The sequence below is a fragment of the Agaribacterium sp. ZY112 genome (assembly GCF_041346925.1).
In the GTDB taxonomy this organism is placed as follows: domain Bacteria; phylum Pseudomonadota; class Gammaproteobacteria; order Pseudomonadales; family Cellvibrionaceae; genus Agaribacterium.
In genome coordinates, this window is the sequence record NZ_CP166840.1 from 2,755,767 (window position 1) to 2,779,581 (window position 23,815).

Here is a 23,815-nt window from a genome sequence, read left to right on the forward strand (position 1 = left end):
AGTTATCAACTCGACCTCCACTGCGTTGCTTCGTTTGCGTTTTGGCGCTACGCTAACGCAAACAAACCAACTCCGTTACGGCGGGTTATAACGGCGTTAACTGTCATAGAAGCACTGAGAAATTCATGTCAAACAAGGCCATCCTGATACGACTGCTAAAAGATATCGACGAATACGATAGTCGCCGCAAGTATCGAGATGGGTTTGCTCAAAAGTTCATCGATGCTATCGAATCCCTAGAGGGAGTTCCTTACTCAGTTATCACCAAGGCTCGGGACTGGCAGTACAAAATAGAAACCGAGGGATATTTTGATGATGAGGACTTTAAAACAGAAATTGATAATGTTATTCCTCAAGTAAAGAATTGGATCAATGATCTTATCGAAGCTCACAGTTAACAAGGTTATCAATCCGACCTCCACTGCGTTGCTTCGTTTGCGCTTAGACGCTACGCTAGCGCAAACAAATCAACGCCGTTCCGGCGGCTTATAACGGCGTTAACTATCTCGGAGAGATCGGGAAAAATTGAAAGTACCAGAAACCCTCTACAAATATACAACAGCCTCTACAGCAAATATTGTTTTAGAAAGTGGTCGCTTACGCTGGTCAAATCCTAGTCAGTTTAATGATCTACATGAATTCAAGATTATGCCTGTATTTTCTCCGGGCCTTGACCAGGACTGGGATTCCTATTTATTGGCTATAGTCGATATTGCCTATAGTACGAACTCGCCTGATGTCAGTGCCCTATCCCCGCATACATTATTATTGCTAGCTCTATTGAAGCAACTTAAAAGCACTGTCACATCTAAACAAGAACTATTCAATGTAATCCACATGAACTGTCCATCTGACAACAGTGCAATGGAGGGTCTCTTAAGAAATTTTACTGAATCTATTAAAAATGAATACTCAAGAGTGTTTTGTTTAACCTCATCACCAACCAATGAGTTAATGTGGGCGCACTATGCTAGCAGCCACACTGGGTGCGTTCTTGGCTTTAAGCACTTAGAAGATATGGGCACACCTTTTGCCGCGGCAAAGCCTGTAAAGTACAGCGAAGGCAATCCTGTAATAGGAACTGGAAAGGATTTCTTGCTTTATGGTGAAACTAGAGAGCTTAGGCAAAAAACTATAGAGGCAATATTTTATACAAAACAGATATCCTGGGCTTATGAAAATGAGTGGCGCGTAATTACATGGAGGTATAATGAACTGGGCAAGGACTTTGGGGACTACAAATTTTATAGTGAGGAGCTTGAGTCTGTAACTTTCGGGGCTCGCATCGAAAGCCATGAAAAAAGAGCTATTATTAATATAATGGAAGAAAAATATAGCTCTGCAAAGATGTATGACATAGTTAGTGAAAATGGCCAGTCAGAGCGGATCTTAATCAATAGTTAACAAATTAAGCAAGCGGGACTGCCTTACAGGCAGCCCCTTCTTAAGGCGTTACGTGTCGGCACAATAAGGAGAATTAAGTAGAATGAAAATCGGAGCCGCAGCTATAGCTAAAATAGCTGAAATGATATGTGGTGACATGCCATTTCAGTTTTTTCCTTATAGAAGCTCATCATATCTAACTAGATTCTTTGTTGATTTAGACCTTGATTATGTACACGACGGTTCAACACGCAGAGTTTGGGTAAGAGAAGTCCTCGATGAGCTAAATAGAAGGCAATCTCCAGATAATATGCCTTCGCTAGAAATGGTTAAGGTAATAGAGTATCTATTGCATCCAGATCATTTCTTATTCGATGAGAAGGTTGATAGAGATAAAGCACTAGAAGCCATTAGTTCAGCGCTTAAAACTAATGATTTAACACTTTCAGTGCAAGCCAATGGTACTGTTAGACTTCTGCCAGCACATGGCGAATTCGTCTCAACCTCATTTGAGGAAGTACCAACCGAACGTGTAATTACTTTCAAGCCAAGCGTCTTTCAAGTTCCAGAAAAAAAGTTAAATGAAAAGCTTATATCTGTAATGATGCCATTCAATGCAGGTTTCAGTGGTACTTATTCGGCTATAACTAAGGTGGCGGAATATATGAATCTTAAATGCCTTAGGGCTGACGATATTTGGGATAACTCTACCTTTATACAAGATATCTTCGACTTAATATTTTGTTCCAAAGTTGTGGTAGTTGATTTTACGGGTAAAAATCCAAATGTTATGTACGAGACGGGAATCGCGCATACGTTAGGTAAAAGTGTAATACCTATTACACAATCCATTGACGATATACCCTCTGACTTAGGTCACCATAGAGCCCTGAAATATTTCCCAAATGAAGAGGGCTTAAGAGATCTCAGCAATGAGTTATATAAGCGGCTCAAAGTTATTTACAATCAAAACACGTAACAATGCTATGCACCGGAAACAAAAGCTACGCGTTTTTGTGCAACTCGCGCAAGCGCTCAAACATAGCACAAAAACACTCCGCTTTCGTTTCCAGTGATAGCGGCGTTAACAGGCAGCATCAAACCATGGTCAAATACGTTCTACTTTTCTCCATATTTATTGCTCTTGGTGCACGAGCTGACTTCGAGTCTTCGATCAAAGATCACGAGGATATTGGCACTCAAACTCTGTTGTACTTGGTAAAGAACCGTGATGTTGTGAAGTCTAATATATCTAGCGAAGATAAATTGGCTGCATCCCAAGCGCTTTCTACTTCGATCTTGTCTTGGGAAGTATCTGACGGAGTGAATGGAATTGAAACGGGAAGTTTTATCTTACTAGGATGGAAGCACCACCCTAATATCGTAGCTTCATGGTTTAACCGAAACCCTAATTCACTTTCACGCTGGCTTAAACAACAAGACTACCTATTTAATGGCCTGCTTGGTGAGTACGATGAAGTCGAAGCGCTTCGATTGGATATTATTAAATCTCTCAAAGGATCTAACTTAGAAAACAATATATCCTCTGCTTCATACCTAGAGGTGCTGGAGGACTTGGAAGTTCCTCAGTACTAATGCTGTTAACAAGGTTATCAACCATCGCCAGCAAGCTGGCTGGACCTCCACTGCGTCGTTTAAAGTGTGCTTTAATAGCACACTTTAAACAACTCCGTTCCGGCCGGTTATAACGGCGTTAGAGGTTAGCAAGGAAGTCAGAAATGGATCAAAGGGATCAACAAGTTAAAGGGTTAGATCGATATATCCCTAGTAAGATTGCTAAAACATTGTTAGTTTCTTTAGTAACAACATCAATATTAACGATATATGTATATTTAAGTGGTGATCAAGACATTATCTATAATGTATTTGGTAAAGCTAAAATAGATATATCAAAGACAGCCCTTGTATGGGTTTTGCTGTTAAATTCAATAGCCTTAATTGTTGAGTTGGCAGTTATTATTAATCACTCTAAACATAGCCGAATTACGCATTATTCATTTCAATTTCCATCAATGACATTTCGATGGTTATGGGAAAATTCAGGAACAAAACACTACTTGTTTGTAATTCTGGTGTTTGTTCTAGGTTTAATTTCCGGTGTGTGCATAGAAAACCTCTAACAAGTTGCTCAAGGCGGATAAAAATTGCTGTGGTTCGCCTTCGGCTCACTATACCACAGCAATTTTTACCGCTTAGCAAAGCGTTATGTGTTTCCTCTCTGCTAACGGTGACAAAGAGCATGTTCCTCAATCAACTTCCACTTATTTTAAAGCGCACTAGAAAATGTACGCGATGCGGTAGCCTTTACCCACAAAAGTTAGCGGAATGTAACCATTGTGAGACCATTAAAGATGGCAAAGAACTTGAAGAGCTTATTGATAGGCGCAGTGAGGAAATGGAGTCCAACTCCAACCTTGGCCAAGCCTTCATTCTAGTTACAGTTGCACTTATAGTTTTAATGCTAGTCGTCAAGTTGTTCTAACACACATAACAAGCGACTGTGGTGTCAATAACATTAGAAGTTAATTAATACACCACTCGTTATTCCCTCTAATCATTGAGTTCAGGATGGTAATAAATTTTCTCATACACGCCGTGATTGCCACTTTCGAGTGTTTACCGTTTGCTTTGAGTTTTAAGTAGAAAGATCTAATTACAGGGTTACATAAGGTGGCACTTAATGTTGCCATATAGAGTGTTGTTCTTATGTTTGCTCGCCCGCCGATGATACGTCGCTTACCCCTTGTTTTACCGCTGTCCCGATTTAAGGGCGCAACACCAACGAGCTTACTTATTTGATTGTTTGTTAGCGTACCTACCTCAGGCAAGTCGGCCAATATGGAATAAACTAGCGTTTTACCAACGCCAGGAGCTGATAATAGTATCTTCTGTCGCTCGCTCCAATCTGCCTGTTCGTCGACATGCTTCTGAAGTTTAGTTTCCATGCGTTCAATTTCTTTATCAAACATTTTAATCATTCGATTACACGATGTTTCAAATGCTTTTCCCATGATTTTCATACGATTTAGCTCCTGCGTTCTCATATGCATTATCTGGCGCCGGCGTGCTAATAGGTCTTTGATAATTATAAGGTTTTTGCTCTTCTTGGGCGTTACCTTAGGCTTGATGATCGCGGCATACTCAGCAATGACTTGTGCGTCAATCTTATCCGTTTTTGCTAGTTGATCTATAGCACCGGCATAACGTCTCACTGAAATCGGCTTGGCGATTACAACGGGTAAACCTCTTAAATAACAGGCTTCAGCGAGAGCAAATTCGTAGCGGCCAGTGGCCTCCATCGCTATTCTTTCAACGGCGTAATACGATAGTCTTTTAATGATTTTCTTAATGCCGTCAGGAGTATTTTCCTCTCTCAGGTATATGTCTTTTTCATGGATGTAGACGTCCAGGTTAAACTTACCAACATCGACGCCAACGTTAACAGATGTTTTACTCGTTTTAAGATTTGCCATAAGGACTCGTCCTTGCTAAATTCGAGCTCGAAGCTCATTCGACTGTTCGAGTTAAAAATCGGGTCGGCTCTGCGCTCACGCTTGTTAACGATCTTTTAGATCAATTGCTCATCGAGCTACAGAGCCGGTAAACTGGGTGCAACCAGGCTACGGGCTTCACTTTATTTTAAGTCGGTTGATAAGGGAAATTATCCATACAAAGCGTTCAACGCTCGCCAGCAAGCTGGCTGGACCTTCACTGCGTCGCTTTATATGTGCTTAAATAGCACATATTAATCAACTACGTTACGGCCCGTTAACGCGGCGTTATGCAAAAAGGAATAAGAATTTGAGAATAAAAAGGCTGGCTTTGTTGTTAATAACCCTTTTTATGGCTTTGAGTTTAAACGCTGAAGATGTCTCGAAAAGAAAGACGGCCGAGTTTAAAGAATGTTTTAGTGTTCCAAACCAAAGACATACTTACATGTTGTATCCTGATGAAGCATGTGAATACTCAAGGTCGGGTTGTGTGTCTAATGCAGATAATAAACTGATTGAGATGGTTTGCGATGCAAGAAAAATTAGCACATGCTTCGAAAAATCGTTGTGGTATAAGGATGAAGAACCGGCCGGGTTAAAAATGGCAAGAAAAAAAGGCACTTTACTTGGGGTAGGTAAAAGCGCTAGAGGAAACGCCAATGACGGCGAACCAGGCGTTGAAGTATGCTATAGCTGGACTGTGAAGGTAGGTGCATAACAAGGTTGTTAACCACCGCCAGCAAGCTGGCTCGACCTCCACTGCGTTGCTCGTTTTGTGGTTTCACGCTACGCTACCACAAAACAATCAACCCAGCTCCGGCGGGTTACAACGGTGTTATGACTAGGAGATAAATTCAGAGCAATTGCTATGAACATGATTGGATATGGGCTAGTCGTGACCGCTGGATACCTTCTATTTATTAGTCAAATTGTGATCGGTATATTCATATTTGTCATTGGTGGATTTTTAGCTAATAAGATTTCGTTCTCGCTTCGGAGCACAGGTGTAGTATTGTTGGTTGGGAGCATACCTTACGGATATCACAACAGTTTTACTCCGTTTGTTCTATTCCTGATTTTTATCGGGTTTATTTTGGCGTGTTTCAACACACGTAGAGCGAGACGGGATGACGGGGTCGAATGGGGGATTGATATCGGAGAGTTTTTTTCTAGATCTGACTCCAATGATTCTGGTTTCGGAGGAGGTGGTGATGGCGGCGATTAGTCATAACAAACGCTTGCAGCATGACGCCAAAACCTCCGTGTTTTTGTGTCACTCGCTGCGCTCAAACATTAACACAAAAACACTCCGGCTTTGGCGCAGCTGAAGCGGGCGTTAGGCAACCATACGAAAGAAATGAGTGATTCAGAAAATAAAGTAGAATGTAATACTCACGGATCGACAAATGCTACTTTTCTATGTAGGCACTTGGTTGAGGGTGAAAAACGAGGATTTAATTTAGGATATGATTCTGAAAATCCAGATGATTTATGCCCTGACGCATGGTGTGACGAATGCGAAAAAGTCCTTGATGCTGAAGGCGAGTGGAATGATAAGTCTGAAAAGTTCGCGGATATAAAACTTTTATGCTCAGGATGCTATGAAGATATTCGTGATAGGAACTGGATTCAAGATGATGGTGTACTTCATGATCTTGTTAAATCGAGCTTTAGCTTTATTGAACCTAGGCATCAAGAATTTCTTTCTAAATACAAAGCCGGAGAGTATGAACGGTGGGATTGGTATCAGGAAACCGCAAAGTTAGTATTTTCCCATAATGGAAAACCTCAAGTTGAAGCTGATATTCAATTTTCGGGTACTTATTCTACTAAATCTAACACTTGGATGTGGGCCTGGGCAAACGATAGTTTAGAAGAGAAAGTTAAGTCGTCCTCGCGAGATATCAAGGCTTTAGGTGAAGAGCTTGGGTTAAAGCAATTGGTTGCTGGGCGCTATGCTGCTACTGAAGTCGATGGCTGGGAAATGACATCTGTACTAGCTAAACATCTAAATGCAATAGGAGTTTATCGCACTCCCAGTGATACTGGATTCACCTATATGGTAATTACCAAGGCTAGATGGGTTAACAAAAACAAGATTACTAAATTGTTTGGATTGTAAATGCCTAACAAAAAGTTCAACCCGACCTTCGCTGCGTTGCTTGTTTTAGTGGCTTTACGCTACGCTGCCACAAAAACAAACAACTCCGCTTCGGCGGGTTAACTTGGCGTTATGCATAAAAAGGAAGAGGATGACTGAACGGGATTTTCAATTACTTTCCAACCTATTTGATTGTCTTGATCGAATATTCGATAGGGAAAGTAATGTAATTGATTTGTATGAGCTCATGTATGCGACCAACTTAGCCATACATGCAGACTATGGATTAAATCTAGATGAATATCTTGATGAGATAAAAGGTATTGCAATAAGTGATTTATCCCCTGAGTCTCAAATCAATGCAGCCTTAGATGTCACCGATAAATTACGTGGTGGTCTAAATGACCTGCTTCCTATATAGAAATACGCATAACAAGCCGCTCAAGGCTCAGCAGCTAACGCTGCTTGGACCTCCACTGCATTGCTCCTTTTGCGTTTATTCGCTACGCTAACGCAAAATTATCAACACAGCTCCGGCCCCTTAGCGGAGCGTTATGTGTAAGCCATGATCATACTCATTCAGATTCTAGGCGTTTTCTTTCTAGGGACTTTAATAGGCTTAACTCAGTCCACAAAAAATGAAAAGAAGATCCTTTTAGCCCATAAAAAACTTTGGTGGGTATACGATAATTTCTACGGCGATAGGTTTTCTTGGTGGCGGGTCTTAGTGGCTATACCAATTGTATTTACCATTATGGTTCTAGGTGTCATTTATCTATTTTGGCTATCTTCAACGCAGCCGAGCTTCCCTATCTCGTTACTAGTGTTGCTATACGTAGTAGGGGGCTTCTTTGGTTGGTATGCTCGTGGCAAATTGGTTTCTCTGTATTCAAAGTCAAACACATAACAAACCGCTCAAAGTTCAGCAGCTAAAGCTGCTTGGACCTCCACTGCGCTGGTCGTTTTTGTGCTTTAATAGCACAAAATCAACCACCACAGTTCCGGCCCCTTAGCGGGGCGTTATAGCCAATGAAGACTTTCAGCATTACCACGAGAAAAAATACAGCCGCCGTTTTGCTGGGGCCTTTATTGCTGGTTCCGATAATGACGCTGACTTATGTTGTTCTTGCGTTGTTTAACGGAAGTCCAACCAACCTGGTTGATGTAGTCGGTGTGTCGTTATTTTTCAGCCTATGGGGGCTGATTATTGCCTATCCGGCAGTATTGTTTTTAGGCGTTCCGTCAATGCTTTTACTTATACATTATAAAAAGCTCAATTACTTCTCTGTAGTATTATCCGGCGTCGCATGGTCAATACCAATAGCCCTTAGCTTTGGTGTCGATGCAAGTAGTACTATATTCATCAGCTATTGTGCTGCAATCGTTGCTTCTGGTTGCTGGCTGGTTTATAGATATGTGTAAAAGCTATAACAAGCCGCTCAAGGCTCAGCAGCTAAAGCTGCTTGGACCTCCGTTGCGTCGCTCGTTTTGTGCTTAAATAGCACAAAACAATCAACACAACTCCGGCCCCTTAGCGGGGCGTTATGGCTCGCAAGCAGAATCATGGAAAAATATTCATTTTCAATAATGTGGGGCTACTTCTTTATAGGAGTATTGGTAAGTATGTATTACCAGTCACTTCGCCTATCGCGTTTAAAGAGCCAATATTACGATTTGTTTGTGTCGCTCGGTGAGCCAACTGTATTCACCAAATATCCATTCTTGTTGGGCTCTATTGTCTATGACCTTAGCCCAAATGGCTCGCTTACTCGATATGCGGAGTTTATGGTAAAAAAGCAATGGAAAACCCTCGAAGATACACAGCTAAATAAATATGATAATAGGTTGCGTATTGCTCATACGCTGCTGGCTGTATTGGCCGTATCTACTATTTTGGTAGTGCAGGCGTCCGCGCCATAACAAAGCGCTCTTGGTTCGCCAGCAAGCTGGCTGGACCTCCACTCCGTCGCTTAAAGTGTGCTTTAATAGCACACTTTAACCAACTACGTTCCGGCCCCAAAGCGCGGCGTTAGGCACTCCTACCGAAATAAATTCATGGAACATAAAATAAGCTGGTATGAGTCTTTTGACTACCTAAAAGCAAAGAGGGGGGTATGTTCGGCCAACCCTTTCTATCGCCCTAGGTTAGTAATATTTTGTCTCGCGATCTCGTCGCCAATGTACTTTGTTTCGGTATTGTCGGTAGTCGAGACTATCGTGACGCTTAGCATTTTCTCCTATCTATTGGCAGTTCTAATTGCACTAATAGGAGACTATTTCCCGCACAGGATAGTCGTTCACTCTAAAGGTATATTCAACGGCACTGAGCTATTTCAGTATAAAGATATTTCGTCAGTTAGCGTTGGAGAGTTAGATATAGCAGGCTCAACGTTTAACGTAATTACATATATAACAACGTCAAATTTTCAATATATCTATGGTCTAGGGCGTAACATCGATCCACAGGAAGTGTATGATCTACTACAAAAAATGGATGTCGAACTAGTCTAATAGTAATGCGGCCTAACAAAGCGCTCTTAGCTCGCACGCGAGCGTGCTGGACCTCCACTCCGTCGGTTAAAGTGTGCTTTAATAGCACACTTTAACCATCTACGTTCCGGCCCCAAAGCGCGGCGTTAGCTAATTAGGTGCCATTATGAAAAAATCAATACTCTTATTCTTCTTAACTTATTCAATGACAGCATTCTGTCTTACGGAAAAAGGGGCAACCCTTCCCAAAGGGAATATTACGAAGTACCGAATGCATTCGGTTACCCATTCAAATTCAAATGCTAGGAATGTTTTGCTCGTATATGTAAACGGTCTAGAGGAAAGTTGCACAAAAGTCTATGTGTATGCAGATAATGACCCTTTTGTTTTTTCAACAATAATGTCTATCCTCAACAACAATCAAATTAATTCGGTTGAAATAATCTATCACATTGATTCTTCACGAAGGGCGCCGTGGGGCGATAGTTCTGCATGTGAGCTGACATCGTTTTCTGCCAATCTCCTAAGCTAACAAGGCCATCAACCGGAGCTCCACTGCGTTAATTTATATGTGCTTCAATAGCACATATAAATTAACTCCGTTTCGCCCAGTTATGGCGGCGTTATACGTTACGGTGCATTTTTAATCGTGGGCTTAAGCTAAGGCTCATTGCCTCTAAGCTGAAAAAATAGCCATCACGACTTCAACGGCCTAAATACCAAATTCTAAGTTAATATTTTTCTTTTAGTTCGGTAGGCGCTCTGTTTTAACATCAGCAAAGCCCACTTGTGTCAGTGCCATTTGATCTACTTTAAATTACTATTCAAGCAATGGCGTTAATCTGGTTCAGTGTATCGCGCTGAGGCGCTCGGGCAGGTCATCGGGGCACGTTTTATTAACCAGCCTGCCAACGTAAGGCTGGGCAAGTACTCGTATAACAAAGCGTTCAACGCTCGCCAGCAAGCTGGCTGGACCTTCACTGCGTCGCTTAATATGTGCTTAAATAGCACATATTAATCAACTACGTTACGGCCCGTTAACGCGGCGTTATGCATCATGAGCAAACTAAAGCAAATATTAGTAAATCTAGTAATAGTATTCGCGCTTTTGGGTGGCATTGCTCTAATGGTCGTACGTATTCATTACCCAGATTTATTAAATATAGACTTTATCTATTCCCGACTGGGTATGTCCTTACTGGCCGTAACTTTTTTTGCCTTAGCATTATTTGAGTATAAAGTTTTAAAAACTAAGCGTAAGCCAACTACAAAATTTTTTTCGGCAACCATTAGGCTTCCATTATATTTAGCCGCAAGTATTTACCTTGTTTATAACGTGTTTACATACGGGTAACTGCATAACAAAGCGTTCAACGCGCGCCAGCAAGCTGGCTGGACCTTCACTGCGTCGCTTAATATGTGCTTAAATAGCACATATTAATCAACTACGTTACGGCCCGTTAACGCGGCGTTAAATGCCTATGATCTACGAGTACGATTTAAAAGAAATCCTTCCAAGGCTTAAAGGCCCACTAAAGGAAATTCTGGAGTCTGAAATTGCAGCAGGCAACGATATGGTAGAAATATCAAGCAAGTGGCCAATGCCTGAAGTAAACGTGTGGTTTAAAAATCCACTCACAGATAAATATAAAAAGTCGTATCCTTCTCTCCAATACACCTATCTTGGTGACCCCAAGAATTGGTTAGAGGAATACATAGATAAAGAGAATGGCGCAATGGTGGCAGCAAAGTGCTAACCCAGCATTTAACAAACAGCTCAATCCGACCTTCACTGCGTTGCTCGTTTTGTGCTTTTCCGCTACGCTCGCACAAAACCATCAACTCCGTTCCGGCGGCTTAGCTGGGCGTTGTACGTCACGCGATATTTTTCGACGCGCCCGCAAAGATTAAATCACTGCCTCTAAGCAACACCAATCCTAGTACTTTCCTGCAAAGTCTTGGTCTTCAAAGTCCGCATTATCTTCAAATTCAGTTAAGGTAGCTCCAGCTTTATTCCTTTGTTCAACTAGGTCGCAGCGTGCGCTGGTAAGTGCAATACTGGCAGCTCAGTCCACATGGCTCAGCGCCAATCAAAGCTTGGTAGGGGGCGCTGAGGCGCATGTAGGTACAAAGGGGCACGCAGTTGGCTACATTGTGCAGGCGGGTAGGGTGTTTTCGGTTTAAACGTACAACAAAGCAATCAAGCGGACTTCCACTGTGTAGGCCAATTTGTGCTTTAATAGCACAAATTAACCAACTCCGTTCCGTCCGCTTATCGCGGCGTTAGATTTCAAGCATCGAGATTCTAAAGTGAAGATTGAAGAAGAAAGATTGATCTATGAAAAGATTTCTGCAGTCTATGAAGATGGGTTCTTTTTATCTAGCACTCCAAACGGCGGTTGGGCGGATTTTTACAAAATCGAAAACAACCAAATAATTCACTACAGCAGAAAAAGCGCAGGCTGGAGTACCGAGATTCCTGATCAGCCAATCTGCGCCTTAGAACACTTAGAGATCTCCGAGGTCGGTAATTCCACGATAACATTTACCCTTGAAGACATGTCAAAATGTCTTACTATTCGGCAAGAGAATGCAAAACATTATTATGGTCGTTAAAACTCTACCAACACCCAATCTAACAAGGTAGTCAACCCGACCTCCACTGCGTCGTTTAATATGTGCTTTAATAGCACATATTAATCAACTCCGTTCCGGCCGGTTACTACGGCGTTATGCACCAATTCATTGAAAAGGTATTTTATGAAATATTTCATACTTGTTTTTTGGCTTTTATTGTCTTTAAACTCTCATTCATATACTCAAGCAACCGGCACTATTAAGGAAATATATATTGATAAAAATGGTGCTGTAGCTTTGAAATTAAACGAGGGGTTCTCTTCCTCTGTAGTGTCTGCGGAATGCAGTACATATAACGGGTATGCAGGAATTAGAGATTCGGAGCCGGCCATGAAATCTCTGCTTTTAGCAGCTTACGCGGCAAAGGCCACTATCAAGCTTGGCATAACCGGTTGTGATGGTAATTGGTTAAAGATAAATGATGTACGTGGCTATTAGTATTGCATAACAAAAAGTTCAACCCGACCTCCGCTGCGTCGTTTGTTTTTGTGGCTTCACGCTTACGCTACCACAAAAGCAAACAACTCCGCTCCGGCAGGTTAACTTGGCGTTATGTATCTCCCCACCCTGAGAGAGCGATATGATTCGAGTTAGAGAAACAGTTGAATGCTTGGGTTATTGCTCCATTATTATTGCTGTAGGGTTAGTATCTTACTTATATTGGTTAAGTGAGTACGGGGCGGTGTATGTGTATAGCCATGAGGCATATGCGATATTTATGCTCATGGTTATTCCTCCTGGAATTATCAATCTTGTTCTAACTATTATTTTTATTCGTCCCCACGCGAAAGTAAAAAACGGCGTAAATCTGGTGGTGGGTGCATTTAGCTTGATACTTCTAGTTTTCTTTCTTTTTGTTGCGGTATAAATACATAACAAGCGACTGTGGTGTCAATAACATTAGAAGTTAATTAATACACCACTCGTTATTCCCTCTAATCATTGAGTTCAGGATGGTAATAAATTTTCTCATACACGCCGTGATTGCCACTTTCGAGTGTTTACCGTTTGCTTTGAGTTTTAAGTAGAAAGATCTAATTACAGGGTTACATAAGGTGGCACTTAATGTTGCCATATAGAGTGTTGTTCTTATGTTTGCTCGCCCGCCGATGATACGTCGCTTACCCCTTGTTTTACCGCTGTCCCGATTTAAGGGCGCAACACCAACGAGCTTACTTATTTGATTGTTTGTTAGCGTACCTACCTCAGGCAAGTCGGCCAATATGGAATAAACTAGCGTTTTACCAACGCCAGGAGCTGATAATAGTATCTTCTGTCGCTCGCTCCAATCTGCCTGTTCGTCGACATGCTTCTGAAGTTTAGTTTCCATGCGTTCAATTTCTTTATCAAACATTTTAATCATTCGATTACACGATGTTTCAAATGCTTTTCCCATGATTTTCATACGATTTAGCTCCTGCGTTCTCATATGCATTATCTGGCGCCGGCGTGCTAATAGGTCTTTGATAATTATAAGGTTTTTGCTCTTCTTGGGCGTTACCTTAGGCTTGATGATCGCGGCATACTCAGCAATGACTTGTGCGTCAATCTTATCCGTTTTTGCTAGTTGATCTATAGCACCGGCATAACGTCTCACTGAAATCGGCTTGGCGATTACAACGGGTAAACCTCTTAAATAACAGGCTTCAGCGAGAGCAAATTCGTAGCGGCCAGTGGCCTCCATCGCTATTCTTTCAACGGCGTAATACGATAGTCTTTTAATGATTTTCTTAATGCCGTCAGGAGTATTTTCCTCTCTCAGGTATATGTCTTTTTCATGGATGTAGACGTCCAGGTTAAACTTACCAACATCGACGCCAACGTTAACAGATGTTTTACTCGTTTTAAGATTTGCCATAAGGACTCGTCCTTGCTAAATTCGAGCTCGAAGCTCATTCGACTGTTCGAGTTAAAAATCGGGTCGGCTCTGCGCTCACGCTTGTTAACGATCTTTTAGATCAATTGCTCATCGAGCTACAGAGCCGGTAAACTGGGTGCAACCAGGCTACGGGCTTCACTTTATTTTAAGTCGGTTGATAAGGGAAATTATCCATACAAGCCGCTCAAGGCTAAGCAGCTAAAGCTGCTTGGGACCTCCACTGCGCTGGTCGTTTTTGTGCTTTAATAGCACAAAATCAACCACCACAGTTCCGGCCCCTTAGCGGGGCGTTATGAGGCAACTAATGTTTAAATTCACTGCCATTCTATTGGTGTTATTGTCTCAATATGTTTTCGCTGATTTGAGCGTCTTAGGCTACCAGCCATACACACCAGAAGAGATTGAAGGAAAGGCGAATCCTTCGCTATGGAAAAAATACAATTTCAGCTCCTACTCTTATCTAATTAAGAACACTCATTGCTGGTGCCCATCGGGGCTTACGAGAGTTTATGTAGTTGAGGGGAAAGTTGTCGATTTTGAAGAAATTGAGTATTTCTCTGCAATGAAACCTCAACTAAAAGACCTTCAAACAATCGATAAACTCATCAGTAAGATCGACTCGTATTATCAAAAGCATCCATCAACCTTCAATGTTCGCTTTGATCCATCATTCGGGTTTCCTTCAGAGTTTTTTGTAGATCCAGAGTTTGGTACTTTTGACGATGAATTTGGATTTCAAATTCTTGAGGTTGTGCCTCTAAAAAGATCCGGCTCATAACAAGGCCATCAACCACCGCCCGCAAGCGGGCTGGACGCTCACTGCGTCGCTTAAAGTGTGCTTTAATAGCACACTTTAACCAACTGATCTGTTACCACTTTAGTAGACAGTAATTTTACTAGACACTAAAGGGGGTATTTATGGGGAAAACTCATAAAAGAAACTACATTCAGTACACCAGAGAGTTCAAGGCAGCCTTAGTTAGGTTGGCCAGCCATCAGAGCATCCAGGCAGTCGATATTGCCGAGGCATTGGATATCCATCCTGTGTTGATTTATCGTTGGCGAAAAGAAGTTAACGATGGACGATGGCGAGAAGCTCCAGTGACAAAATCAAATAAGCCGGTAGGCCCAACCAAGAACGACCTTCAGAAGAAAGAAGCTGAATTAAAGAAAGCTCAAACCCGCATTAAGAAACTTGAGAAACAGCTTAAAGAACGCGAAGAGGATATCGACATTCTAAAAAAGGCGGAAAGGTTCTTCGAGAAGCACCGAAAGTAATCTTTCAATATATCGCGGAGAACCTACATAAATTCAAAATAAACCGCCTCTGTAATCTGATGGGTGTATCAAGAAGCGGGTTTTATGCGTGGCTCGATAGGCCTGCTTCAAATAAAGCCCTCTATGATGAAGAGTTGAAGCGTGCAATTAAAGAGCTTCATCAGGGGTATAAGCGTTGTTACGGGGCGAGGCGTATATACCATTCGCTCAAGAAGATCGGCTATAGCTGCAGTATTCGTCGAGTTTCACGATTGATGAAAGAGCTTGGTATAAAGGCTTCAACAAGAGGTCTGTACACCTGGAGTCCGGGACTTAATGAGTTTTATGCGGCGACACCTAATCGGCGTCCAGGTCTTCATCCTGCGAGCTCATTCGGTGAGCAGTGGGCAGGTGATTTCACTTATATAAAAACAAAGACCGGTAGCCTTTATCATGCGGTAATTATTGATTTATTTAGTCGTCGGGTTGTTGGTGCGTCGTTTTCAGTTCGTCGTGGCTTAGCTTTAACTTCTTCTGCGCTTAGAAATGCACTCGCTAGACATAAGCCTGAGAAGGGCTGTCTATTCCACTCAGACCAAGGCTCTGAATACGCCGCGTTTGAGTATAGGGAGATGCTCGAATCAAATGGGTTTAATCGCAGTATGAGTAGAAAAGGAACTCCGTTGGATAATGCTGAAGTTGAATCCTACTTCCACACGATGAAAGCTGAGCTTGCTCATCAGGTTGAGTTCGAGAATATTATCGATGCAGTGGCTCAAATTTCTGAGTACATCGCTTTCTACAATAAAGAACGAATTCACTCGTCACTGGGCTACCATTCACCGCAAGAGTATGAAAAACTCTATGCTTAAATGTGTCCACGAAAGTGGTAGCAGATCACAACTCCGTTTCGGCACCTTAACAGGTGCGTTAAGCATACAATGATTGAAGCATACGAAATACCTCCCAAATATTTAAGAGATCTAAATGGTTTTGGCCCCAGAAGTGAGGAAATACTTGCAGAGGTTGGAATCAGCTCTGTTCAGGATTTCATTGAAATAGACCCCTATGATTTATATGCCTTGATAAAGCCTATGAAGGGCATGGGCTTAAATTCTATATATTCGATTATCGGAGCGCGAGAGAATATCTCTTGGATCGAAATAAAAAACACACGGAAAACTGAAATACTGATGAGGTTAGACGATCTTGGTTTAGCTCCGAAGTAACGGTGCTTAGCTTCCCTAGTGAAGTGCAAAATCGTTCCGCTTCGCTCCCTGAGCGTGCTAAAGGGCTTGTGGATGAAGTCTTTGTTATTCGGTCGCTAGATCTATAATTTAGATCTATGCAATCATTGATTATATAGACCAATACCCAAAGAAAATTGATTTATATGAATTCGGCAGTATTAATAGATGATCTTAAAGGCCTCATAGGTTTAGTTATGATTAATTGAAGTTCAGTCATTGAGTTTAATGAACAAAGAAAAGGTGAGCCTCTATCAATGACTGAACCTCACTATGTCGTGGGGGCTTTGGTGAGCAATATCATTAACGTAGTAGAGTATAAAGGTAGAACCATCTATGGATGAAAAAGAGTTACAAGACCTAGCTAGCCAGTTTTCCTGCCCTGATGGAGACGCGGGGCTTGAAATCGCTAAGCAGATGAATGAGTTAAATGAGTTTATTACCCAGAAAGCGATTGACGCTTTAGCACCTCAACAAGGTGAAACGCTGGTTGAGATTGGTCCTGGTAATGCTGTACTAAGCCTGCCTATTTTAAAGGCTTTGGGTGATACCGGGCGTTATCTTGCTGTTGAAATGTCGGCAGCTATGGCGGAACAAGCCCGTATAAATCTGCGTGATGAAGACTGTCATGTGGAGATTTATAATAGTAGCTGCTCCGATACAGATATCAGAGCAAGTAGTATTGATGCTCTTCTAGCTGTTAATGTTCTTTATTTTATTGACAACCTAGATGAGTTTTTTCATCAACTGTTCTTATGGATGAAGCCTGGTGGCCGGGTTGTTTTTGCTATACGGCCCGAAAAGACACTAGAAAGCTTACCTTTTACTCAGTACGTTTTTAATATTCGCAATACCCAAACCTATGTTTCAGCTATGGAGCGGGTTGGCTTTGAGTGCCTTGAGCCTGTCGTATTTGATGAGGGTGTGCTGGCATTGGCTGATATTGAAGTGCCTGTAGCTACGGTTATTCTGCTTGCGAAAAAGCCTTAAAGACTCGTTTGCAGCTTAGTTGAAGTACTTACTGGGTTATTTCATGTGGGTTAACCCAGTAAGCTAATGGTTTATTGGCCACGACCACAAACCATGACAACAATGGTTTTCCAGGCAATATTGATATCTGTTTTAAGCATGCTGATAGGTGATGACAAAGCCAAACTGTAGCTGAGGTCGTAACTTAGTTTGGATCGTACGTCGTCGATACAGGTATCGTAACCTTGATTGATTTGAGCGAATCCGGTGATACCTGGCATAAGGCCGTAAGTACGCTCTGCGAAATAAGGAATCTGATCTTCTAGTTTTGCATAAAAACCAGGGCGTTCTGGGCGAGGTCCAACTATCGACATGTCACCTTTTAATACGTTAATAAGTTGTGGTAATTCATCCAGCCTTGTTTTACGTAAAAAGTTCCCGACGGCGGTTACCCTTGAATCGTTTTTTCCTGCCCATACCGCTCCAGATTCACCTTCGGCGTTGTTGACCATAGATCGAAATTTGATCATGTTGAACACCTTTGTTTGGGTTGGAAAGCAAGCTCCAATCCGCGGCTGGGTAAAAAATACAGGCCCACGTGAGTTGAGTTTTATGGCGATGGCTAAAATAGGCCATAAGGGGAGGGTAATGACCAAACCAGCGATCGCTGCGCTAATATCAAATATACGCTTTACTCGAAAAGTTGCATTTTCACGTATGTTTTTTTCAATTCGTATGCTGTTTTCAATGTTATTCATGCTGATCACCACTGTATTTTCTTGTTGCTTATAAAGTTGATTGCACCCAGTAAATTGGCTGTATGGCCAGCTACAAGGTAATGAATAAGCTTGGGGATTCTGCCCACCTTGAGTTGGCTAAAGAGCTCGACAAAAGCAGCTATTAAATAGATGGCTACTTGGGCTAACGCGACGGGGATGAGAATGGGCCATATAAGAGCGCAATAAATGGAAGTGACTAAGGCGTATATCATTAAGAAGGGCATGAATACACGCAGGGCTTTTCCTGAAAAGAATGAAAATGCAACGCCCTTGTAGCGCGGCAACAATAGATTTTTTAGGATAAAGACTTGTTGAATGTTGCCAAAGCCAATTCTTTTTCTACGCTTCCAGTTGTCATCGTTACTTGAGGGTTCTAACTCTACAGCGTTAATGCGTTCGTCATATATTACTTGGTAACCTTGCTCAATAACGCGCATGGGAATGATGAAATCATCATTGATTGCGCTTTCAGGCAGTTCGCGAAAAAGATGGGTTCGGATGGCATAGAATGCGCCGTGTGCACCTAATATAGAGCCTAACTGGTTTTCACCTAACTTAATGTTACGCTGATACTTCCAATAGCTTGCTTCACCTTCAGAATATGGATTGAGGAAGCGATAGTTACCATTAACTCCACCTATATCACTGTTTGAAAATACCTTGTTGCAGACCTGAAGGGCGTCTATAGAAACCAATGAAGATACGTCTGAAAATACGACAATGTCACTTTTTACGTGTTGAACAACATCATTTAACAGCCGACACTTACCCCTGTTTTCCATAAAGCTAAATACCTCTATATCAACATCGGGGTATTGTTCTAAGCATTGTTTAGCGAGATGCTCAGTTTTGTCAGTACAGCCATCACATGCAACTATAATTTTGAGTTTATTTCTTGGGTAATCTAAGAAAGCGAGATTATTTAACTTTTCTTCAATAAACGCCTCCTCATTGTAAGCTGGGATGACGATAGTGATGCCTAGTGTTTGATGGCTGGCTTTACTGATGTTGCGGTTTTCTTTAGCTTTATTTTTACGATCGTGTAAAAGCCTCATTATTTTCAGAAGCAAGGGGTATGCTGCGTGGTGATAAACAATAAGGAACAAGGATAAGGCTAATGATAGAGCAATGGCGATATTCATAAGGCTTACCCCGCTAGGCATAATTCAATGTATTTATGGGTCATGGTTTTGATGTTTGCATGCTTAACAACAAAATCACGCGGTGCAAGTTCCGACTCAATGCTACTTATTTGTAAGATGGCCTCTGATAAAGCGCTGGGGCTGCCAGCAGGTATTAGTTGGCCGCTCTTGGGGCACATAGCCTCTACACAACCTCCCACGTTGCTCAATATGCAAGGCACATTACAAGCCTGTGCTTCTAAAGGAGCTAAGGGCATGCCTTCGTTAAATGAGGGTAAGCAAAAAACATTAAGAGACTGATAGAAACGTTGCATAGATTCTTGGTGGCCAAGGAAATAGACGCGATGTGAAACCTTATGCTCTACTGCTAGTTGCTTTAAATGTTGTAATTGACTGCCTGATCCTGCGATAGCAACACAGTAGTTTTCAGGAAGATGAATAAGGGATTTAATTAATATGTGGTGGCCTTTTACTTTTTCTAAGCGGCCTGCGCTACCAATAATATAATCATGTTCAGGTAGCTTGAGTTCTTTCCTCGCGGTTTTTCTGTCTCCGGGGCTAAAGTATTCGGTATCTATGCCATTACTAATGACTTGGCTTTTAATGTTGGGTATGTACTTTTCAAATGAGCACTGTACGGTTTTACTATCTGCTACAAATGTTGGTCGGACTAAGCGAAGTAGCTTATGCTCTAACTTTCTTCGATCTTGGTCTTCAAGATGCCAGGCGTCGTGTTCCGTATGAATTATGTTTTTAACAAAACTTAAGCGGGCACAAAGCCCTGCGTAAAACAAGGGGCCAATATGGTGGCTTAATACAGCGATAGGTTGATGCTTAGTAAAGATGTACAGTAACTTTGTTAGTGTTATTAGGGAATAACCTGGTTTTTTGTTTAAGAAAATTAAGTTGTCTTCAAAGCGTTTTAAGCGAGACCACTTGCCTAGCATATCCTCTTTTTTTCCTTCCAAGCTAACGATGATCATGTGCGTTTCTTTAGCTTTTAGGCGAAGAATCTCTAGCGCCATAACTTCTATGCCGCCTGGTGTGAGATGCTGCACAACTTGTATGATGGTTTTCATAGTTCACCTGCTAAGTAGTTATTGTGCTCGTGCCTGCTTAACGGCGCGATACGACTTATCACTTTAAGTTTGGTTATTTGTTCTATATGTTCGCTGTACTTAACTGTTGTGTTTGTCAGTTCTAAGACCGTTGCAAGACCGGTGCCTAATAGTGCCCCAGCAACTAAACCAAGTAGGACGTGTAAGATTAAAGGCAGATTAGTTGGGCTGCTTGGTGTGAAAGGGCGATCTATTATTTTGATGCGCTTGGCTTGTTCGAACTGCCCTAGAGAGCCCATAACCTCTGCCATTTCGCGTCTTTCCAGTAGGTTTTCAAAAAGGTTGCGCTTGACTCTTAAATTACGTTGCAAACTAAATAGTTCGTCCTCATGTTCACGGAAATCAGCCTGACTGGCCTCGATCTCTTTGATCATTTGAGTGATTTGCTTGACCTCTTCTTGGAGTCGATTGGCTTTGTTTTTTGCAGATTGCAAATCCTGAAGTTGCGAAATGAGAATGGTAGACTCACCATCCTTAGATGTGCTTTCTATAGAACTTGCTCTATCCCATAACTGATCTTCGGTGACGAGCTTGCCATTTTCAGAAAGTAACTTCTGACGCTCTTGCTCAAGGCGCTTGAGTTGGCGAGTGATGCCTTTGATTTTGCTGTGCTTGTCTGTATAGCGTGATCGTAATACCGCAAGTTCACCCTGAGCTTTAATGATCTGTTCTTCAATTTTTCCTACCACAGGGTTGGTGCTCGAAAGCAGTTGGCTGATGCCTCCTACATTGCTTTGCGCGCCTGCCAAAATAGCTTGCCGCTCAGCAAGGTCCTTTCTTAAGCTTGCCAAGCGAGACATATTAAGAGTATCCATTTCTGGCAGAGCACGTTTATGCTTTGTTCTGAAATCTGCTAAGGCTTTTTCTGAGTTGCTCAATTCGCTTTGACGTTTCTCTAATAATTGTTCGAGGAACTGCATGGAGTCTGAGATAGAGGAGCGCTCTGGGGCTAGTAGTTGTTCTACAAAGCGTGAGCTGACCACTTCAAGTGTTTGTTTCATTTTTTCTGGTGAAGAGGCTTTTAGGTCTATGCGGATTAGATCTTTACCTACAACGGACATGCTGAGATTGGCTGCAAGCTTATGGATCGCTTTATCTTTTTCGTAGTCACTGCTTTGATCGTTAATTAGCTCTAGATCCAAGGCTACTTGAGTGAGAATGTGGCGGCTATGAAGTAAGGTTTTAAGTGCATCTATACGCTCTTTGAGCATGGCTGATACAGCTAAATCTTCCAAAAAAGGGTTCATTTTTGCTGTTTCTTGAATCAGCATGCTGGTGTGTGAAGCATATTGCTTGGTGCTATTAAGAGCGATGACTACCCCAAAGATGGGTAGGGTTAAAATAGGTACGACAATTAAGTAGCGTCGGCGCCAAGCGGCCAAAAGAATGCGATAAAACTGCAGGGGTAAGTTATTCATAGCGCATCAATCCAATACTCGACTTGTTTTGACTTGGTGAGCCAGCTTTCTTTTTTGACTAGGTCTTGACGTTGAGTCTTTGCACTAGGTGCCGCATGTTGATGGCTGCGTTTAATGGCGCGACACATATCCTTGGCATTGTTGACTAGGGTAATTTGATCTTGATATGCACACGCTGAAGGGAAGGGGGTTGAGACAATGGGTGTTCCGCTTGCTAAATATTCTTTTAGCTTAAGTGGATTGCAAGATTGTATTTGCGCATTATCTTTAAAAGGGAGCAGGGATACTTGCCAGTGCTGGCTGAAGCTAGGTAGCTTTGAATGCTCAATAGGGCCTAAAAAATAGGTGTTTTTTAGCTTTTTGATGTGGGATACATCAATTGCCTCTGAGCCAATAAAAACGAAGTTCCAATCACTGAGCTCACAAATTACCTCTTCTAATAGTGAAAGATCTAACCATGAGGCAATGCTGCCATAAAACCCGGCTGTCGGGCGCCCATTTGATGGCAGTTGCTGAGCAGCTGCAGTCGGTTTTGAAAATAATTCATAATCTACACCGTGTGTAAGATAGTGGCAGTGGCTATGAGTAAACCGCTCTTTGAGCCTTTGGCTTGTTGCAAGTATTAGGTCTGCTTCTTTTGCTAGTTTCTTTTCATGGATTTTGGCGCAACGATGGTCGACACCTGCAAGGCCTGTAAAGTCGTCACAACAGTAGTATATAAACGGTGTTGTGGGGAATTCGTCTATTAGGTCCGAAGCTGTAGGAAGTGAGGACCAAAGTGCAAAGTGATTAAGTTTGTGGCGAGCGATAAGTGATTTTATCTGTGCAGATAATAGCTTTTTTGCAATAAAACGCTCCCATGCGTAGCGGGGGGCTGGTAAGGATAATAGGTTGTAAACAAACAGCTTATCGCTACTTACTTTGGCTTGTTGACGGTTTTTATTTTTCTTGCCACTAAATAAAAAACGAGCTGTGCTGTTGTACAGTTTTTTAATGACTCGCAGCATGTCGTAAGCGTTTAATTGTGGTTTACGCAAGCCGATTGAGTTTATCCACACAACCGTTCTTTGTTTTGAAATATGTGAAATAAGGTGTTGGGTACTGCTGGGTAAGCTTGCCCAATCTTCGCCAAAAACAATCAACTCACGTTTCATGGTTTATTCCTCGTTTTTGGATAGTTTACGGATGACTGTGGCTGGGTTGCCGCCGGCAAGTACCCCACTGGGTAAGGACTTCGTGACCACGGAACCTGCTGCAATAATACTTGAGTGACCGATATGAACACCGCCAATAATCGTTACCCCGGTACCGACCCATACGTCGTGATCAAGGATGATGTCCTTGGCTTGCTTGTCGTTATCGGGCAAGCCCTTTGCGCGAGCTAGGGCTTGGACTGGGTGGCCTGGGTAGCCTGCCATAAAGCATCCACCGGCTATTCGCACGTTATCACCGAGTGAAACTTTACGGCCCACAGCGATGGTCGATTGCCAACCGATGTCAACATTGTCTCCTACGATCAGTTGTGGGCTGATCTTGTTAGACATGCGGCCAGTGAACGTTGTTTTACCTGATATTCGACAGTTATGGCCTAGCTGTATATCCAGCGGCCCTGCGATGTAGGGGAGTCCACCATAGAGAAACAGGTTTTTTCCGCATTGGCTGGTTTTACTTCTAAATATGGGGCTGAAATAAAGCGCTCGGCTAAGGCTACTAAGAAAGCTCTTCAGCTTAGAATGCAGTTGATACAATGCGGAAGCAATTAACCTGGGCATGGGCAGCTCGAGCGTTTGCAGCGAGCGATAACTCGTCATTATATGGCGAGCAGCCGGGGCCTCAGAGTTTTTGAGCCAATGTTTCATCGTATTTAGGCTAGTGCTTGTCAT

General features: G+C 42.3%; 28 protein-coding genes. 20 read left to right on the forward strand and 8 right to left on the reverse strand.

What is annotated here, in order from left to right; genetic code table 11:
- The first annotated feature begins 125 nt into the window (after positions 1-125).
- The 5 genes from AB1S55_RS11915 to AB1S55_RS11935 all read left to right on the forward strand — a co-directional run bounded on the left by AB1S55_RS11915 (position 126) and on the right by AB1S55_RS11935 (position 3,524).
- Positions 126-398 carry a hypothetical protein gene (locus tag AB1S55_RS11915; protein ID WP_370978405.1) on the forward strand — a complete coding sequence of 91 codons (273 nt, stop codon included), beginning with the start codon at positions 126-128 and terminating at the stop codon, positions 396-398.
- Positions 399-525: 127 nt separating this feature from the next.
- The gene (locus tag AB1S55_RS11920; RefSeq protein ID WP_370978406.1) at positions 526-1,404 is read left to right on the forward strand and encodes a DUF2971 domain-containing protein; all 879 of its coding nucleotides are present in this window, start codon (positions 526-528) and stop codon (positions 1,402-1,404) included.
- Between the two features lie 82 nt (positions 1,405-1,486).
- On the forward strand, positions 1,487-2,362 hold the full coding sequence (locus AB1S55_RS11925) for a hypothetical protein (protein ID WP_370978407.1): 876 nt from the start codon (positions 1,487-1,489) through the stop codon (positions 2,360-2,362).
- A 125-nt stretch (positions 2,363-2,487) separates the two neighbouring features.
- Positions 2,488-2,979 (forward strand): hypothetical protein, encoded by a 492-nt coding sequence (locus AB1S55_RS11930; RefSeq protein ID WP_370978408.1) that lies wholly within the window; start codon positions 2,488-2,490, stop codon positions 2,977-2,979.
- 143 nt (positions 2,980-3,122) lie between these two features.
- Complete coding sequence (locus AB1S55_RS11935) at positions 3,123-3,524, forward strand: hypothetical protein (protein ID WP_370978409.1); 402 nt, start codon at positions 3,123-3,125, stop codon at positions 3,522-3,524.
- A gap of 402 nt (positions 3,525-3,926) precedes the next feature.
- Here the strand turns inward: AB1S55_RS11935 and AB1S55_RS11940 are convergent, their stop codons facing one another.
- Complete coding sequence (locus AB1S55_RS11940) at positions 3,927-4,877, reverse strand: IS110 family transposase (protein WP_370977861.1); 951 nt, start codon at positions 4,875-4,877, stop codon at positions 3,927-3,929.
- A 328-nt stretch (positions 4,878-5,205) separates the two neighbouring features.
- Between AB1S55_RS11940 and AB1S55_RS11945 the strand changes: the two genes are divergently transcribed.
- From AB1S55_RS11945 to AB1S55_RS11990, 10 genes are all read left to right on the forward strand, one after another.
- A complete protein-coding gene (locus AB1S55_RS11945; protein ID WP_370978410.1) occupies positions 5,206-5,613 on the forward strand; it encodes a hypothetical protein in 408 nt (135 codons plus the stop codon).
- A 150-nt stretch (positions 5,614-5,763) separates the two neighbouring features.
- Positions 5,764-6,120 (forward strand): hypothetical protein, encoded by a 357-nt coding sequence (locus tag AB1S55_RS11950; protein WP_370978411.1) that lies wholly within the window; start codon positions 5,764-5,766, stop codon positions 6,118-6,120.
- 132 nt (positions 6,121-6,252) lie between these two features.
- The gene (locus AB1S55_RS11955) at positions 6,253-7,017 is read left to right on the forward strand and encodes a DUF6882 domain-containing protein (protein WP_370978412.1); all 765 of its coding nucleotides are present in this window, start codon (positions 6,253-6,255) and stop codon (positions 7,015-7,017) included.
- 226 nt (positions 7,018-7,243) lie between these two features.
- Positions 7,244-7,417, forward strand: coding sequence for a hypothetical protein (locus tag AB1S55_RS11960; protein ID WP_370978413.1), 174 nt, complete (start codon positions 7,244-7,246; stop codon positions 7,415-7,417).
- Between the two features lie 608 nt (positions 7,418-8,025).
- Positions 8,026-8,418: a hypothetical protein gene (locus AB1S55_RS11965; protein WP_370978414.1), complete on the forward strand. Its 393-nt coding sequence runs from the start codon at positions 8,026-8,028 to the stop codon at positions 8,416-8,418.
- A 201-nt stretch (positions 8,419-8,619) separates the two neighbouring features.
- Positions 8,620-8,916: a hypothetical protein gene (locus AB1S55_RS11970; protein ID WP_370978415.1), complete on the forward strand. Its 297-nt coding sequence runs from the start codon at positions 8,620-8,622 to the stop codon at positions 8,914-8,916.
- 2,045 nt (positions 8,917-10,961) lie between these two features.
- Positions 10,962-11,243: a hypothetical protein gene (locus tag AB1S55_RS11975; protein WP_370978416.1), complete on the forward strand. Its 282-nt coding sequence runs from the start codon at positions 10,962-10,964 to the stop codon at positions 11,241-11,243.
- 553 nt (positions 11,244-11,796) lie between these two features.
- Entirely contained in the window at positions 11,797-12,102 is a 306-nt protein-coding gene (locus tag AB1S55_RS11980) for a hypothetical protein (RefSeq protein ID WP_370978417.1), read from the forward strand.
- Between the two features lie 144 nt (positions 12,103-12,246).
- Positions 12,247-12,561 (forward strand): hypothetical protein, encoded by a 315-nt coding sequence (locus AB1S55_RS11985; protein WP_370978418.1) that lies wholly within the window; start codon positions 12,247-12,249, stop codon positions 12,559-12,561.
- A 142-nt stretch (positions 12,562-12,703) separates the two neighbouring features.
- Positions 12,704-12,991, forward strand: coding sequence for a hypothetical protein (locus AB1S55_RS11990; RefSeq protein ID WP_370978419.1), 288 nt, complete (start codon positions 12,704-12,706; stop codon positions 12,989-12,991).
- 39 nt (positions 12,992-13,030) lie between these two features.
- On the opposite strand, the gene AB1S55_RS11995 is transcribed toward AB1S55_RS11990, so the two are convergent.
- Positions 13,031-13,981, reverse strand: a complete 951-nt coding sequence (locus tag AB1S55_RS11995) for an IS110 family transposase (RefSeq protein WP_370977861.1) — start codon at positions 13,979-13,981, stop codon at positions 13,031-13,033.
- 325 nt (positions 13,982-14,306) lie between these two features.
- Between AB1S55_RS11995 and AB1S55_RS12000 the strand changes: the two genes are divergently transcribed.
- From AB1S55_RS12000 to AB1S55_RS12020, 5 genes are all read left to right on the forward strand, one after another.
- Positions 14,307-14,780: a DUF6174 domain-containing protein gene (locus AB1S55_RS12000; protein WP_370978420.1), complete on the forward strand. Its 474-nt coding sequence runs from the start codon at positions 14,307-14,309 to the stop codon at positions 14,778-14,780.
- A gap of 140 nt (positions 14,781-14,920) precedes the next feature.
- Positions 14,921-15,280: a transposase gene (locus AB1S55_RS12005; RefSeq protein WP_370978421.1), complete on the forward strand. Its 360-nt coding sequence runs from the start codon at positions 14,921-14,923 to the stop codon at positions 15,278-15,280.
- An 11-nt stretch (positions 15,281-15,291) separates the two neighbouring features.
- The gene (locus AB1S55_RS12010; protein ID WP_370981591.1) at positions 15,292-16,131 is read left to right on the forward strand and encodes an IS3 family transposase; all 840 of its coding nucleotides are present in this window, start codon (positions 15,292-15,294) and stop codon (positions 16,129-16,131) included.
- A 69-nt stretch (positions 16,132-16,200) separates the two neighbouring features.
- Complete coding sequence (locus AB1S55_RS12015; protein WP_370978422.1) at positions 16,201-16,488, forward strand: TfoX/Sxy family DNA transformation protein; 288 nt, start codon at positions 16,201-16,203, stop codon at positions 16,486-16,488.
- Between the two features lie 354 nt (positions 16,489-16,842).
- Positions 16,843-17,496: a class I SAM-dependent methyltransferase gene (locus tag AB1S55_RS12020; protein ID WP_370978423.1), complete on the forward strand. Its 654-nt coding sequence runs from the start codon at positions 16,843-16,845 to the stop codon at positions 17,494-17,496.
- Positions 17,497-17,567: 71 nt separating this feature from the next.
- Here the strand turns inward: AB1S55_RS12020 and AB1S55_RS12025 are convergent, their stop codons facing one another.
- From AB1S55_RS12025 to AB1S55_RS12050, 6 genes are read right to left on the reverse strand one after another with little or no spacing between them, the layout of a single operon-like run.
- Positions 17,568-18,233, reverse strand: a complete 666-nt coding sequence (locus AB1S55_RS12025; RefSeq protein WP_370978424.1) for a sugar transferase — start codon at positions 18,231-18,233, stop codon at positions 17,568-17,570.
- Positions 18,234-18,238: 5 nt separating this feature from the next.
- Positions 18,239-19,396, reverse strand: a complete 1,158-nt coding sequence (locus AB1S55_RS12030) for a glycosyltransferase family 2 protein (protein WP_370978425.1) — start codon at positions 19,394-19,396, stop codon at positions 18,239-18,241.
- A 5-nt stretch (positions 19,397-19,401) separates the two neighbouring features.
- A complete protein-coding gene (locus AB1S55_RS12035) occupies positions 19,402-20,475 on the reverse strand; it encodes a glycosyltransferase (protein ID WP_370978426.1) in 1,074 nt (357 codons plus the stop codon).
- Positions 20,472-21,932 (reverse strand): GumC family protein, encoded by a 1,461-nt coding sequence (locus AB1S55_RS12040; protein WP_370978427.1) that lies wholly within the window; start codon positions 21,930-21,932, stop codon positions 20,472-20,474. The genes AB1S55_RS12035 and AB1S55_RS12040 overlap by 4 nt, the downstream gene beginning before the upstream one ends.
- Entirely contained in the window at positions 21,929-23,086 is a 1,158-nt protein-coding gene (locus tag AB1S55_RS12045) for a glycosyltransferase (RefSeq protein WP_370978428.1), read from the reverse strand. The genes AB1S55_RS12040 and AB1S55_RS12045 overlap by 4 nt, the downstream gene beginning before the upstream one ends.
- 3 nt (positions 23,087-23,089) lie before the next feature.
- On the reverse strand, positions 23,090-23,704 hold the full coding sequence (locus tag AB1S55_RS12050) for a DapH/DapD/GlmU-related protein (RefSeq protein ID WP_370978429.1): 615 nt from the start codon (positions 23,702-23,704) through the stop codon (positions 23,090-23,092).
- Between the last annotated feature and the right edge of the window lie 111 nt (positions 23,705-23,815).

Coding starts and splice junctions, on each gene's coding strand:
- AB1S55_RS11950 (WP_370978411.1), top strand. CDS start 5,764: ATGAACATGATTGGATATGGGCTAGTCGTGACCGCTGGATACCTTCTA.
- AB1S55_RS11940 (WP_370977861.1), bottom strand. CDS start 4,877: ATGGCAAATCTTAAAACGAGTAAAACATCTGTTAACGTTGGCGTCGAT.
- AB1S55_RS11990 (WP_370978419.1), top strand. CDS start 12,704: ATGATTCGAGTTAGAGAAACAGTTGAATGCTTGGGTTATTGCTCCATT.
- AB1S55_RS12030 (WP_370978425.1), bottom strand. CDS start 19,396: ATGAATATCGCCATTGCTCTATCATTAGCCTTATCCTTGTTCCTTATT.
- AB1S55_RS12035 (WP_370978426.1), bottom strand. CDS start 20,475: ATGAAAACCATCATACAAGTTGTGCAGCATCTCACACCAGGCGGCATA.
- AB1S55_RS11925 (WP_370978407.1), top strand. CDS start 1,487: ATGAAAATCGGAGCCGCAGCTATAGCTAAAATAGCTGAAATGATATGT.
- AB1S55_RS12015 (WP_370978422.1), top strand. CDS start 16,201: ATGATTGAAGCATACGAAATACCTCCCAAATATTTAAGAGATCTAAAT.
- AB1S55_RS12000 (WP_370978420.1), top strand. CDS start 14,307: ATGTTTAAATTCACTGCCATTCTATTGGTGTTATTGTCTCAATATGTT.
- AB1S55_RS11965 (WP_370978414.1), top strand. CDS start 8,026: ATGAAGACTTTCAGCATTACCACGAGAAAAAATACAGCCGCCGTTTTG.
- AB1S55_RS11935 (WP_370978409.1), top strand. CDS start 3,123: ATGGATCAAAGGGATCAACAAGTTAAAGGGTTAGATCGATATATCCCT.
- AB1S55_RS11930 (WP_370978408.1), top strand. CDS start 2,488: ATGGTCAAATACGTTCTACTTTTCTCCATATTTATTGCTCTTGGTGCA.
- AB1S55_RS11960 (WP_370978413.1), top strand. CDS start 7,244: ATGTATGCGACCAACTTAGCCATACATGCAGACTATGGATTAAATCTA.
- AB1S55_RS11995 (WP_370977861.1), bottom strand. CDS start 13,981: ATGGCAAATCTTAAAACGAGTAAAACATCTGTTAACGTTGGCGTCGAT.
- AB1S55_RS11915 (WP_370978405.1), top strand. CDS start 126: ATGTCAAACAAGGCCATCCTGATACGACTGCTAAAAGATATCGACGAA.
- AB1S55_RS12020 (WP_370978423.1), top strand. CDS start 16,843: ATGGATGAAAAAGAGTTACAAGACCTAGCTAGCCAGTTTTCCTGCCCT.
- AB1S55_RS12040 (WP_370978427.1), bottom strand. CDS start 21,932: ATGAATAACTTACCCCTGCAGTTTTATCGCATTCTTTTGGCCGCTTGG.
- AB1S55_RS11985 (WP_370978418.1), top strand. CDS start 12,247: ATGAAATATTTCATACTTGTTTTTTGGCTTTTATTGTCTTTAAACTCT.
- AB1S55_RS12025 (WP_370978424.1), bottom strand. CDS start 18,233: ATGAATAACATTGAAAACAGCATACGAATTGAAAAAAACATACGTGAA.
- AB1S55_RS11955 (WP_370978412.1), top strand. CDS start 6,253: ATGAGTGATTCAGAAAATAAAGTAGAATGTAATACTCACGGATCGACA.
- AB1S55_RS12050 (WP_370978429.1), bottom strand. CDS start 23,704: ATGCCCAGGTTAATTGCTTCCGCATTGTATCAACTGCATTCTAAGCTG.
- AB1S55_RS11970 (WP_370978415.1), top strand. CDS start 8,620: ATGTATTACCAGTCACTTCGCCTATCGCGTTTAAAGAGCCAATATTAC.
- AB1S55_RS12005 (WP_370978421.1), top strand. CDS start 14,921: ATGGGGAAAACTCATAAAAGAAACTACATTCAGTACACCAGAGAGTTC.
- AB1S55_RS11975 (WP_370978416.1), top strand. CDS start 10,962: ATGCCTATGATCTACGAGTACGATTTAAAAGAAATCCTTCCAAGGCTT.
- AB1S55_RS12045 (WP_370978428.1), bottom strand. CDS start 23,086: ATGAAACGTGAGTTGATTGTTTTTGGCGAAGATTGGGCAAGCTTACCC.